The organism is Dyella sp. ASV21 (assembly GCF_016428975.1).
Taxonomy (GTDB): Bacteria; Pseudomonadota; Gammaproteobacteria; order Xanthomonadales; family Rhodanobacteraceae; genus Dyella.
The window spans coordinates 15,158-27,508 of the sequence record NZ_JAELTT010000016.1; the positions used below are offsets into that span (position 1 = coordinate 15,158).

At 65.8% G+C, this 12,351-nt stretch carries 14 protein-coding genes; 3 read left to right on the forward strand and 11 right to left on the reverse strand.

What is annotated here, in order from left to right:
• Position 1: 1 nt before the first annotated feature.
• On the reverse strand, positions 2-661 hold the full coding sequence (locus tag JHD67_RS07685; RefSeq protein ID WP_199098586.1) for a ChrR family anti-sigma-E factor: 660 nt from the start codon (positions 659-661) through the stop codon (positions 2-4).
• Entirely contained in the window at positions 658-1,290 is a 633-nt protein-coding gene (locus JHD67_RS07690) for a sigma-70 family RNA polymerase sigma factor (protein ID WP_199098641.1), read from the reverse strand. The genes JHD67_RS07685 and JHD67_RS07690 overlap by 4 nt, the downstream gene beginning before the upstream one ends.
• Positions 1,291-1,642: 352 nt before the next feature.
• Between JHD67_RS07690 and JHD67_RS07695 the strand changes: the two genes are divergently transcribed.
• Together JHD67_RS07695 and JHD67_RS07700 are read left to right on the forward strand one after the other, a co-directional pair.
• The gene (locus JHD67_RS07695) at positions 1,643-2,110 is read left to right on the forward strand and encodes an Hsp20 family protein (RefSeq protein WP_199098587.1); all 468 of its coding nucleotides are present in this window, start codon (positions 1,643-1,645) and stop codon (positions 2,108-2,110) included.
• Between the two features lie 192 nt (positions 2,111-2,302).
• Positions 2,303-2,794 carry a lipocalin family protein gene (locus tag JHD67_RS07700; RefSeq protein ID WP_233171723.1) on the forward strand — a complete coding sequence of 164 codons (492 nt, stop codon included), beginning with the start codon at positions 2,303-2,305 and terminating at the stop codon, positions 2,792-2,794.
• Here the strand turns inward: JHD67_RS07700 and JHD67_RS07705 are convergent.
• The 9 genes from JHD67_RS07705 to JHD67_RS07745 form a co-directional block, all read right to left on the reverse strand.
• A complete protein-coding gene (locus JHD67_RS07705) occupies positions 2,772-3,335 on the reverse strand; it encodes a lipocalin family protein (protein ID WP_199098589.1) in 564 nt (187 codons plus the stop codon). The genes JHD67_RS07700 and JHD67_RS07705 overlap by 23 nt on opposite strands.
• Positions 3,336-3,346: 11 nt before the next feature.
• A complete protein-coding gene (locus JHD67_RS07710; protein ID WP_199098590.1) occupies positions 3,347-4,435 on the reverse strand; it encodes a class I SAM-dependent methyltransferase in 1,089 nt (362 codons plus the stop codon).
• A gap of 11 nt (positions 4,436-4,446) precedes the next feature.
• Positions 4,447-5,223: a DUF1295 domain-containing protein gene (locus tag JHD67_RS07715; RefSeq protein ID WP_199098591.1), complete on the reverse strand. Its 777-nt coding sequence runs from the start codon at positions 5,221-5,223 to the stop codon at positions 4,447-4,449.
• Positions 5,220-5,759, reverse strand: a complete 540-nt coding sequence (locus tag JHD67_RS07720) for a DUF2878 domain-containing protein (protein ID WP_199098592.1) — start codon at positions 5,757-5,759, stop codon at positions 5,220-5,222. The genes JHD67_RS07715 and JHD67_RS07720 overlap by 4 nt, the downstream gene beginning before the upstream one ends.
• Positions 5,756-7,015, reverse strand: a complete 1,260-nt coding sequence (locus JHD67_RS07725; RefSeq protein ID WP_233171724.1) for a cyclopropane-fatty-acyl-phospholipid synthase family protein — start codon at positions 7,013-7,015, stop codon at positions 5,756-5,758. The genes JHD67_RS07720 and JHD67_RS07725 overlap by 4 nt, the downstream gene beginning before the upstream one ends.
• Before the next feature lie 35 nt (positions 7,016-7,050).
• Positions 7,051-7,866, reverse strand: a complete 816-nt coding sequence (locus JHD67_RS07730) for a DUF1365 domain-containing protein (RefSeq protein ID WP_199098594.1) — start codon at positions 7,864-7,866, stop codon at positions 7,051-7,053.
• Positions 7,863-9,152: an FAD-dependent oxidoreductase gene (locus JHD67_RS07735; RefSeq protein WP_199098642.1), complete on the reverse strand. Its 1,290-nt coding sequence runs from the start codon at positions 9,150-9,152 to the stop codon at positions 7,863-7,865. The genes JHD67_RS07730 and JHD67_RS07735 overlap by 4 nt, the downstream gene beginning before the upstream one ends.
• Positions 9,149-10,105, reverse strand: a complete 957-nt coding sequence (locus tag JHD67_RS07740; RefSeq protein ID WP_199098595.1) for an acyl-CoA desaturase — start codon at positions 10,103-10,105, stop codon at positions 9,149-9,151. Before JHD67_RS07740 ends, JHD67_RS07735 begins: the two co-directional genes overlap by 4 nt.
• A gap of 67 nt (positions 10,106-10,172) precedes the next feature.
• Complete coding sequence (locus JHD67_RS07745) at positions 10,173-10,838, reverse strand: hypothetical protein (RefSeq protein ID WP_199098596.1); 666 nt, start codon at positions 10,836-10,838, stop codon at positions 10,173-10,175.
• Positions 10,839-11,155: 317 nt separating this feature from the next.
• Here JHD67_RS07745 and JHD67_RS07750 point away from each other — a divergent pair, with 317 nt between their 5' ends.
• Positions 11,156-12,169 (forward strand): LacI family DNA-binding transcriptional regulator, encoded by a 1,014-nt coding sequence (locus tag JHD67_RS07750; RefSeq protein WP_199098597.1) that lies wholly within the window; start codon positions 11,156-11,158, stop codon positions 12,167-12,169.
• Positions 12,170-12,351: the final 182 nt, after the last annotated feature.

The following is a 12,351-nucleotide window of genomic DNA, read 5'->3' on the forward strand; positions in this document are numbered from 1 at the left end:
CTCAAAGCTTGAACAGCGGCTGCAGCGTACGCGCCAGCCAACCCGAGAAACGCAGCGGCGCATCCGTCGCCGCCAGGCAGATGCACGGTACGCCAGGTGCCGTGATCGGCTGATGCTCCACATCGACGTCCAGGTCGGCGACATCGCCCGGCGCGAAATGGCCCAGCGAATCGTCGTAGGAGCCTTGCAGGATCATGGTCAACTCGTTGCCGCCGTGGCTGTGCATCGGCACGCTGCGGCCGGGCGCGGTGCGCAGCAGCATCAGGTGACTGTCCGCCACATCGTGGGCGCGGATGTGATGCACGCCCGGGCCGATCATGCGCCAGCGCAGCGTGCTGTAGCGATCGCCGAAATACGGGTGCAGTGCGGCGGGGAGCAGATCCGGGTCGTGCGCCGGGTGCGCCGTGGTCGGCATGCGAGCGGGCGCGGTTTCCGTGGCGCGCAGGCGCGCAAGCAGGCTGTCGCGTGTGCTGGCAGACAAGGGCGCGCCTTCCTGTTGCTTCATCAACTGGCCGCCGACGAGGTCGGCATCGCGCAGTTGTTCGCGGCAGGTGCGGCAAATGCTCAGGTGTGCGGACACCACCACCGCAAAGGCGGTGGGCAGGGCACCGGCGGAGTAGCCGATAAGGGTGGCGGTATCGAGGTGATGATGCGGTTTCATGGCGTACGTCCCAACCCCAGCTGCAACTTGGCGAATGCGCGTCGCAGCGTGGACTTGACCGAGCCCAGCGGCATGCCCAGTTCCTGGGCGATCTCACTGTGGCTCTTGGCTTCGAAATAAGACATGCGGATCAGGCGGGCCTGCGCCGCGGGCAAGGCATCGATGGCCTGACTCAGGCCGGCATGATCGGTGAACGACTCGGCACTGCTGCCGCCCTCTTCGGCGTGTTCGTGATCCAGCCAATCCAGGCCCTCCTGGATCGGCAACCAGCGCGGCTCGCCGCGCATGCTGTCGATGTAGAGGTTGCGCGCTACGCGGAACAGCCAGGTGGAAAGGCTGGCGCGCGCCGGGTCGAACAGGTCGGCCCGGCGCCATAGGCGCAGCATGGCCTCCTGTACCAGCTCCTCGGCTTGGGCCGCCGGCACGTTGAGGCCCAGCAGATAGCGTTGCAGGCGCGGGCCGAAATGGTCGTAGATGCGCATGAAGCCATCCATATCCCGGCGCGCGGCGACACAGGCCATCTGTTCGGCCCAGTAGCGTGCATCGTCGGCGGCTTGGCTGGCAGATGTGGACACGCGTCGCACTACCCCGAGGGGCGTCACCTTATGGGTTGCGGGATCAGGAGGCATCATAACCATGCTTCCACCCGCTGGCGCAGCATGGCCGGGTTTCCCACGCCAGGACGCGCCCGGGCCGTGACGTCGGGGAAAGCGGCAACATCGGGCGGATGGGCAGGGTCGGCATGGAAGTAGTCCGGTGGTCTTGGGCCTATACGCAAACCCGCGCCGTTTGGATGCATGGCCATGGTCTGGCAAGGACACGGCTAGGCCATGGCCTGCGCGGCCGGCTAAACCGTCGCTGAAACCGTCCTCTTGAAAGCCGGCGATGCCCCCTCATTTTTCCCGTCGCCAGTCGCTTCGGGGCTGGCTCGTCGCGCCGTGTGGCGCGACGCCTACATGTTGCTCATCAGAGGATATGGTTATGCGTACTGTTTTGGATCTTTCCCCGCTGCACCGCTCCAGCATCGGCTTCGATCGCGTGCTCGACCTGCTGGAGGCCGCATCCCGCACGCAGCCCGGCGACAACTGGCCGCCGTTCGATTCGGTGAAGCTCAGCGAAGACCGCTATCGCCTCACCATGGCCGTGGCCGGCTTCAGCCGCGAAGACATCAACATCACCGTGCAGGCCAACATGCTCACCGTCAGTGGCGAGCGCAAGGGCGAGCAGGAAGGTGAAGTGCTGCACCGTGGCATTGCCAATCGCCCCTTCAACCGTCATTTCGAGCTGGCCGAGCATATGCAGGTGACGGGTGCCAAGCTGGAGAACGGCTTGCTGGTGATCGAGCTCAAGCGCGAGGTTCCGGAGGCATACAAGCTGCGTCGCATCGAGATCGGTGGCGATGTCGCCGTATCGCCGTCGGTGAGCAGCATCCAGAGCCAGGCTGCCTGATCCACGGCAGCCCTCGCGGCGACGATAATTGGGTGTTGATCGAGGGTGACGGCTCCGCGCCGTCACCCTTTTTTAGGTCGGGACGATCCAATCGACGCGTTCCTGCGTACAAACACGTGGTGCTATGGCAGGAGTGCTCCCATGTGGCGACGTGTCTTACCGTGTTTGAGTGTGCTGGCGACCCTCGCGCCCATGGCGCATGCCCAGGCGTTGGCGAATACGCCGGTAGCTCAGCTCGATGTCCCGCGTTATCTCGGCCAATGGCATGAGATTGCGCACTTGCCGATGTTCTTCCAGCGCCAGTGCAAGGACACCATTACGGCCACCTACAGCGCACGCCCGGACGGCAGCATCACCGTGCACAACGCCTGCCGCACGCACGATGGCAGCATGGATAGCGCGGACGGGCAGGCGCGCCGCGTCGAGGGTTCCCCCGGCGCGTTGCAGGTGCGCTTTGCGCCGGCCTGGCTGGGTTGGTTGCCCTGGGTGTGGGCGGACTATTGGGTGATCGATCTGGACCCCGACTACCGCTGGGCGGTGGTGGGCAGCCCCAGTCGTCGCTACCTGTGGGTGCTGTCGCGCACGCCCGGCATGTCGCGCAGCCAGTTCGAGCAGCTGCGCGATCGTGCGGCGCGCCGTGGCTATCCGGTGGATAAGCTCGTTATCGCGGCGCCGCTGGAGTAGCTGTTGCCGACCATTGCTGTGGCACGCGGCGCAGCTTGCTGGTGTCGTAGCCCAGCGCGGCCACTCGCTGGGTCAGCGCGGCGTACTGGGCGTCGGAGATGGTCGGCGTGCGCGCCATGATCCATACGTAGTCGCGCTTATTGCGCGCGACGATGACGGTGCGATAGTCCGCGTCGAGCCACGCAATGATGTACTCCGCTTTGATCGGCCAGATGAACTGCATGCCCCATACGGCATTACCGCTGTCGTCTTGCACCGAGCCGGTAGCGTGCATGGTCTTGGGCTTTCCGTCCGGGGTGTCTTCGCGATAGCTGAACGTGGTTTGGATGCGCCCGTCGCCGCGCAGCGCATACGACTCCAGCGCATTGCATGCCCGGCGTTCGAAGCGCGAGGGAATGGACGCGATGACGTACCAATCGCCCATGTAGCGCTGCAGATCGACATGGGCGACGGGGGTGATCGGCGCCTGCGACGCCGCGCAGCCCGCGATGGGGCTGAGTGCGAGCAGGCTGGCTAGCAGCGGGCAGGCGAAGGCGCGCATGGGGGTCCTCCTCAGCTGGGACGCGCAAAGCGATAGTGAGCCACCAACCATTGTTGGCCGTTGGCGTAACCGAACAGTTCCGCGCACGACATCCAGAACATGCGCCAGCGCTGGAACCACAAGGCCGCCAGCGCCGGGCTGCCATAGGTGCGTGCAAGCACGGGGAAGATGGCCTCGCGCTGGTCATCCTGGCGGGCGAGCCACAGGTTGGCGGTGCGCTCGTAATGCGTGCCGTCCACCAGCCAGCGCTGTTCGATCGCCAGGTCGCGTTGGAAATGCAGCAGCGTGTCGGCGGCGGGCATCATGCCGCCGGTGAAAAAGTGCCGCCCCATCCAGTTGTCTTCGCCGTTTGTCTCAAAGGGATAGGCCGCATCGCGATGGGCGAAAATGTGCACGAACAGCTTGCCGCCGGGGCGCAACCAGCATGCAATGCGCGCCATCAGTTCCTCGTGATTGCGCACGTGCTCGAACATCTCCACCGATACGCAGCGGTCAAAGTGCTCGGCTGCCAGGTCGAGCTGGTTGACGTCGCAGGTGATGACCTTGACGTTGGGCAAACCCAGTCGCTCGCATTGCTGCATGATCCACTGCCGTTGCGAATGGGAGTTGGACACCGCCGTGATGCGTGAGCGCGGATAGCGATCGGCCAGCCATAACGTGAGCGATCCCCAGCCGCAGCCCAGTTCCAGAATGTCCTGGCCATCGCTGAGCTGGGCGCGCTGCGCGTACAGCTCCAGCATCGCCAACTCGGCATCGGCCAGCGATGTATCGGCGTGGGGGAAGTAACAGGAGGAATACTTCAGGCGCGGCCCCAGGCAGTGCTGGAAAAACTCGGTGGGTACTTCATAGTGCTGCGTGTTCGCCGCATCCGTTTCAATGGCGATGGGGCCGCGACGCAATTGGGCAATCCATTGCTGATGGCGCTCCTGCGCGGCATCCACGCCCCCGGCATGAATCTCGCGCAGGCGTTGCGTACACAGTTGGCGAATGCCGGCGCGCAGCAGCGCGTCCGGTACCAGTCCGCGCTCGGCCAGGCCTAGCAGTCCGGGAGCGGGGCGATCCGCCAGCAGTTCGGCGCGGTCGGTGAGTGCAGTGCTCATGGTGAGCTCCTTCAGGCCTTGGGAAACCAGGGAAACAGCATCGGGGTTCGGCGCTGGTAGTCGCGGTAGTCTTCGCCGCGCGTGCGCAGCGCTTGCGCTTCGGTGAACGGCACGCCGCTGATCCAACGCAGGAATACGTACATCACCAGCGGTCCGCTCCAGGTCAGCCACCACAGTGGCGAGCCCACGGCCAACGCCACGTAGGCGAACCAGTGCAACCATTCGAAGAAGTAGTTGGGGTGGCGCGAATAGCGCCACAGGCCCTGGCGACAGGTACGGCCGCGTTGCGAGGGGTCGGCACGGAATCGGGCCAGCTGGCGATCGGCCAAGGCTTCGCCGGCCACGCTGACACACCACAGGACCACGCCCAGGGCAATCCAGCCGGTGACGAACGGCTGCGGATTGGCCGCCACCGCCATGAAGGGGAGCGCAAACAGCAGCACCAGCGCGGCTTGCGCCAGGAAGAACGCGTAGAACTTCGGCTGGCTACCCTGCCAATGCTCGCGCAGTTGGCGATAGCGCCCATCCTCCGCTTCATGCCGCACGCGCCGCCACAGATGCACGGCCAGGCGCAGGGACCAGGCCGTGGCAAGCACCGCCAGCAAGGCACGCGGCAACGGCGCGCCGCGACCGGTGGTGACCATCAACAGCGCCGCGATGCCCAGACCCAGTGCCCACAGCACATCCACAATGCCTGCGTTGCGATGCCTGCGTTGCCACTGCCAGCCGGCGCTCATCACCACGATCATGATCAGCGCGAGCAAGCCCATTTGCAGTGCGTAGCTCATGCGTGCCGTGCCTCCATCCGTTGATGCCAGCGATCGGACAGCTGGCCGAGCAAGGGCAGCGCCAACGCCCAGCACAGCGCGATCCAGCCCAGGCCCAAGGCTTCGGGCGCATGGAATTGCACGGCCTGCCAACCGCGCGCCGCGGCCAGATACGCCATGGGCGCGCCCACGCCGCCCAGCAGCGCGGCCAGCCACGGGCGGTGGTGCAGGAACTTCAGCGAGCGATTGACGGTGGTGGCGAAGCACAGCCACAGCATGAGAATCCACCACGGTGCTCCGTGCGGTGGCGCGGCGGGCACGGGTGCGGCATAGCTCAGCCAACCGGTGCCGGCCGCCACGCCGTCCACCAGCACGCCGCACAACAGGGCCGCCAGCAGCAGGCGCAGCTCCAGCCCGCGCTCGTGGCTGGTGCCTACCTGCCAGATCACGAAGGCGAGCCCCGCGCCCAAGCCCAGCCACAAGTGGTCGCGGGCGGCGCCCCACACGAGCAGCAGCCAGGTGAGTTGATAGCCGACCAGGTTGCCCCAGACATTCATGCGGGGCGTGCCCCTTCGCGCGCGGTCCAGCGACTGGTGGCAGGTCGTGCACCCGGCCGCGCCAGCAACAGGTGCGATACGCCGATGGCGCGTTCCTCGAAGCCGCCTTCGCAATAAGCGAGGTAGAACTCCCACAGGCGCAGAAAGCGCTCGTCGAAACCTTGCACGCGCGCCTCGGGCAGACGCGACATGAAGCGTTCGCGCCACGCATGCAGGGTGCGCGCGTAGGACAGTCCGAAATCCTCCTGATGCACCAGCGCAAGATCGCTGGCGCGCGTCTTGGCGTCCAGCATGGCGCTGAGCGAGGGAATGAAGCTGCCGGGAAAGATGTGCCGCTTGATGAAATCCACCGACCGCACTGCCTGTGCGTAGCGGTGATCCTCGATGGTGATGGCTTGTACCAGGGCCATGCCGTCGGGCTTGAGCAACTGCGCGAGCTTGCCGAAATAGGTACCCATGTAACGCGCGCCGATGGCCTCGATCATTTCAATCGACACCAGGCGGTCGTACTGGCCCTCCAGATCGCGATAGTCGCGCTTGAGCAGCGTGATGCGGTGGCCCAGGGCCGCCTGCGCCACGCGACGCGAGGCCAGCGCGTACTGTTCTTCGGAAATGGTGGTGGTGGTGACGTGGCAGCCGTAGTAGCGCGCCGCGTGCAGTGCGAAGCCGCCCCAGCCGGTGCCGATTTCGATCACGCGCTGGCCGGGCTTGAGATCGAGCTTGCGGCAGATCACATCGAGCTTGCGCGCAGAGGCTGCGTCCAGGGTGTCATCCTCCTGCGCCCACAGCGCCGAGGAGTACATCAGGTCGTCGGACAGGAACAGGCGGAAGAATTCGTTGCCGAGGTCGTAATGGGCGGCGATATTGCGGCGGCTGCCCGCGCGCGTGTTTTCGCGCAAGGCATGCCACAAGCGCATCGCCGCGCCACCCAGTCGGGCGATGCCGGTTTCCATCTCATCGAGCAGGTCGCGGTTACGCACCAGCAGGCGCACCAGCGCGACGATATCGTCACAACGCCACAGGCCATCGCCATAGGCTTCGCCCGCGCCGACGCTGCCGTTGAGGGCGAGCATGCGATAGAAGCGCGGGTCGTCGATGCGCAGGTGCGGGTGGGGAGCGTCGGCGGGCGCGTGGGCATCGCCCACGGTGATGGTCTCCAGGCCATCGGTGATGGTGATGCGCCCATGCCGTAGCGCCTGCATAGCGGTCAGCAGGCGCTGGCGCAGCAGCTTGTCCCAGGTGCCGATGATAGGCATCGGTGTGCTGGACAGGCGGGGCTTGGCAAGCTCGGTCATGGGCGTTCTCCCAACGTCGGTGCATGCGGTTCGCGCGTCGCAGCCGAGCTGGCGCGTTTGCCGGGATGGTCGTAAACAGGCGTGCGCTTGAGCCATAGCCGCAGCGCTTGCCAATGAATGGCGCCGACGACTTGTGCGGTCATCAGCGGATAGCGCCACAGCACGCGTGCCAGGCTATGGCCATCGAGGGGGCGGCGTTGCAGCGACAGCGTGGCATCAAACTCGCTGTGCGCGTCGCGGCTCACTTTCATGTGCACGCGCAGGTCGTCGGCGGGCGCGGTGAAGCGCCAGTCGTAGGAGCGCTCCATCGCCATGAAGGGCGATACATGGAATTGCTTGTCGAACTGCCATGCGAAGGCGCGTCCGCGGCGCGTGGCAGCGTCGGTCTGCATCACGTAGGCGTGACGCTCGCCCCAGGGGGTGTTGGTGATCTCCGCCACGATGAAGTCCAGCGTCAGCCCATCCGGCGCAAAGCAGTAATAGAAGGTGACGGGGTTGAACACGTAACCGGCATAGCGTGGATGGGTGAGCATGCGGATCGGGCCGCGCGGCACCTCGCCGGTATCGCGTTGCACGCGCAGGCGCACGGCATCGGCCAGCGGCATGTCCATGGGGCCCAGGTAATCGCTGCGCCGCCACTCGGCCAGATTCGCGCGGCCGACCGACCACAGCCAGCGGTCGCGGAATACCTCGTCCAGCTCATCCAGGTCCAGATAGAGCTGTGCCATGCGATAGGTAAAGGCGTGCGGACGCGGTGCGTGGCGCCGATGCGTGACGCGGCCTTCGTACACGGCGCTGGCAAGGGCATTCATGCCGCTGCCTCCGTGGAGCGCGTGAACATTTCCGTCGTGGGCATGGCAACGTCGATCGCGCCAACGACTTCCATGGCGCTACGGATGCCGTCTTCGTGGAAGCCCCAGCCCCAGTAGGCGCCGGCGAACCAGGTGCGGCGTTGCCCCTGGATCTCCTGCTTTCGCGCCTGCGCGGCGACGGAGCCGGCGGTGTACACCGGGTGGTGGTAGCGCATGCGCCGCAGCACCTTGGCCGGATCGATCAGCTCGGTCTGGTTGAGCGACACGATGAAGGGCTCGGGTGATACCAGGTCCTGCAACAGGTTCATGCAATAGCTCACCGTACACAGCGCGCCGGGTGTCGCGGGCAAGTACGCGTTCCAGGCTGCCCACGCTTTGCGCTGGCGGGGCAATACCCGTGCGTCGGTATGGAGCACGGTGTCGTTGGCCTGATAGGGCATGGCACCGAGAATGTCGTGCTCACGGTCGCTGGCGTCGGCCAGCAGGGACAGCGCCTGGTCGCTATGACAGGCCAGTACCACATGATCGAACGACTCCGCGCCATGCGCGCTCATCACCTGCACCTGCGCGCCGGTGCGATGGATGGCATGCACCGGGCAACGCAGGCGTTCCTCGACCTGCCAGCGCGCGCGCATGGCTTGTATGTAAGTGGCCGAGCCGCCCCGCACCACGCGCCATTCCGGGCGGTCGGCGACTTGCAGCATTTGGTGGTTGGCCATGAACTGCACGAGGTAGCGCGCAGGGAAGTCCAGGATCTGCTGCGCGGGCGAGGACCACAGCGCCGACGCCATCGGCACCAAGTGCTCGTCGCGAAAGGTCGCGCCGTAGCGATGCCGTTCCAGGTATTGGCCCAGGCTGGGGCCCGGGCCGGGGTCGTTCAGCAGCGCGGGCGCTTCGCGGTAAAAGCGCAGCAGGTCGCGCACCATGCCCAGAAAGCGCGGCGACACCAGGTTGCGGCGTTGGCAGAACAGGGTATCGAGAGTGGTGGCGTTGTATTCCAGCCCGCTGGCCTCGCTGCGCACCGAGAAACTCATGGTGGTGGGTTGCGAGACCACGCCCAACTCCTCGAACAGGCGGGTGAGTAGTGGGTAATGCGCCGGGTTGTGCACGATAAAGCCGGTATCGACGCGATACAGCCGGCCACCCTGGGCGATGTCATGGGTATGGGTGTGACCGCCGAGGTAGTCGTTGGCCTCGAACAGGGTCACATGATGATGGCGCGAGAGATACCAGGCGCTGGCCAGCCCCGCGATGCCCGAGCCCACGATGGCGATGCGCACGCTCAGCCCTCCGCCTTGTGCAGCACCCAGGCCGGCACCGGCTTGAGATCCCATACCAGCCCCACGGCGCTCATCAGGCGCAGCGCGTACCAGGTGAGGTCGATCTCCCACCAGCGGAACCCCTGGCGGGCGGCACCGGGGTAGAAGTGATGGTTGTTGTGCCAACCTTCGCCGAAGGTAATCAGCGCCAGCCACACGTTGTTGCGGCTATCGTCGCGGGTGACAAACCGACGCCGGCCAAAGCGATGCGCCAGCGAGTTGATGGTGACCGTGGCGTGGAACAGCACCACCGTGGAGACAAAGAACCCCCACACCAGCATCTGTCCGCCGCTGGTGCCCCAGGAGGGCGCCAGCCAATGCAGCAGCACGCCCAGCCCATAGAGCGCCACCGCCAAGGCGACCGGCACGGCGATGTCGTAGCGGTCCAGCCAGCGCAGCTCGGGGTAGCGCACCAGATCGGGCACGCGTGACTCGTCGGTAAGGAAGGCGGCGGGGGTGAGGAACCAGCCGGCATGACTCCACAGGAAGCCATGCACGGTGGGGGAATGGGGATCTTGGGCGGTATCGGCGTAGCGGTGGTGATGCCGGTGGTGCGCGGCCCACCACAGCGGCCCGCGCTGCACGCAGGCGGCGCCGATCAGGGCAAAGACGAATTGCACGGTGCGCGAGGTGCGGAAGGCGCGATGCGAAAAATAGCGATGATAGAAGCCCGTCAGCGCGAACATGCGCAGCGCGTACAACGCTATGGCGGTGCTCAACGCCACGGTCGAAACCCCGACCCACAACACACCGATGCAAGCCAGGTGCATGGCGATGAAGGGACCCGCGCGCAGCCAGTCGATACGATCGGACCGGTCGTCCACGCCGCCGCCGGCGCGTGAATCGAACCACTGGCGAAGACTGGCCTTGCGGCGGCCATCGTGCTTGGCCTGCACGGTGGGCGGTACGTGGGTATTCATTTGCGAGTCCTCTGCGCCAGTCATCCATCTATACGCAGGCGATGGTGGTTTTGGATGCATGCTGCCATCAGCCCGGGCAACGGGCTGCCAATGGCGTGGACATGGCCATCGTGATCTCGGCCTGGCTGGGGGCCGGCTGTTCCCCGTCGCGTGGAAATTCGATGCGTACGCGTTGGGTGTGGCCGTCCGCGTCGCGGATGTTGCTGATGCCCTCAAAGCGCAGCAGGCGCTGGTCGCTGAGGGCGTAGACCAGGTCGACACTGGGCGCGAGCTTGCCCAGCCAGCCATCCAGGCTCATGCGCAAACGCTGTACCGCCTCGGCGCCGGTGTTGGGTACCGGGCGCAGGCGCAAAGGCAGCACACCCAATCGCGAGGGCATCACAAAGTCGGCACGCAAGCCATCCGGTTGCAGCAACTGGCGCCAATGTCCACGCACGTAGTCGTCAAAGCCCGCGTCGATCACCGTATCGGCGGGTGGGGTGAGCGTGGCGCTGTCCGGCGCCGCGCCGCGGTGGCGGCTGGCGTATATGTCCAATTGCCCGTTCGCCGTGCGCCGCACGCCCTCGCGATAGCCGTCACGCCCGTCTTCGAAGGTGAACTCCGGTGCCCAGGGCACATCCACGTAGCGCACCCATTTGCGCGCGAAAGCCGTGCCATCGCCGCAGCGATACAGCACCAGCCGCACGCGGGTGCCGCGATCGTCGAACAGCCAGTGCTCTTCGCGATAGCGCACGGCGTTTCCGTCGAGTGCATACGCCACCCCGATGTAATGCCGGTCCGTGGCATGGAGTGGCATCGCAGCAAGGCAAGCCAGCCCCAGCAGCAGGGCGATGGGTGCGCGGGCCCCGCGCGGGAGGCGTGTCGACGTGCGGCAGGGAAGGGGCATCGCAGGGCATCGCGCTGGGGGCTGGTGATGCCGATACGCGATTTGGCGCCATCTGGATTCCTTTCGTTCGCCGCGAGGGTTGGGTCGGCGGCCTGCGGGTTCTTGTAAACGTCCCGCGCGGAAGGGCATAGTCCCACGGCAGTACGACGATGTCGGGAGAAATCATGCGGGTCCGCCTGGAAGATGTAGCACGTGCGACGGGCGTCTCGCCGAAGACGGTTTCTCGTGTGCTCAACGAGGAGTCATCGGTCAAGGAATCCACCCGCCAGAAGGTGTTGGCGGCGATGGAGTCGATGAACTACCGCCCCAGCCCCGCGGCGCGCGGCCTGGCGGGCAGCCGCTCGTTCCTGGTGGCGATGCTGTACGACAACAACGACAACCCTGCCTCTACCTACCTGGCGGAAATCCAGGACGGTGTGCTGGATGCCTGCGATGCGCATCGCTTCAGCATGATGGCCTGCCCGCTGCGCATGCGCGGCAAGGACTTTATCCGTCGCGTGGATGCGCTGGTGCACGACCACCACATTGAAGGCGTGATCGTGACGCCGCCGCTCACCGACCACGCCCCGTTGTTGCAGCGCCTGCGCGAATTGGGCGTGCCGCACGCCAGTATTTCGCCGCAACACCGCCAGGGCGCGATCGGCGTATGCATGGACGAGCAGCAGGCGGCCAAGGCGCTGGTCACACACCTGATCGAGCAAGGGCACCGGCGTATTGGCCACATCCTGGGCATCGCCAACCACGGCGCAAGCCGGTGGCGTTTGGCCGGTTACAAGGACGCACTCACCGCCGCGGGCCTGCCGGTGGATCCGCAATACATCTTGCAGGGCGAGTTTTCGTTTGGCTCCGGTGTGCTGGCCGCGCGTCAGTTGTTTGACCTGCCGGAGCATCCCACGGCGATCTTCGCGGCCAATGACGACATGGCGGCGGGCGTGATGTGGGCCGCCAACGAGCGCGGCCTGAAAGTACCGCGTGATCTCTCGGTGTGCGGCTTTGACGACACGCCGCTGGCCACGCAGCTATGGCCGCCGCTCACCACGGTGCGTCAACCCAGCCGGGAAATGGGCAAGCTCGCCGCGCTGCAGTTGATGGATCACCTTCGCGGCCGTGGTCACGGCCTGTTGGTGCAGGTGCCCTACACGCTGCAGCTGCGCGAATCGACGGCCAAGGCGCCGTAGTCCAGCGTTGCCGTCGCCAGTGCTGACGACGGCATGTTTCCTTGCCCTTGCTACCACCGGTGTTGCGCCGGGCGCGGCGTTCACGCCTATCGAAAACCGTCATATTTTTATTTATCAGTAACTTGGGTGAATTTCGCGGTCTGCTGCGACGCAAATTGACAGCGCTGTCATTTCTGTCAGGC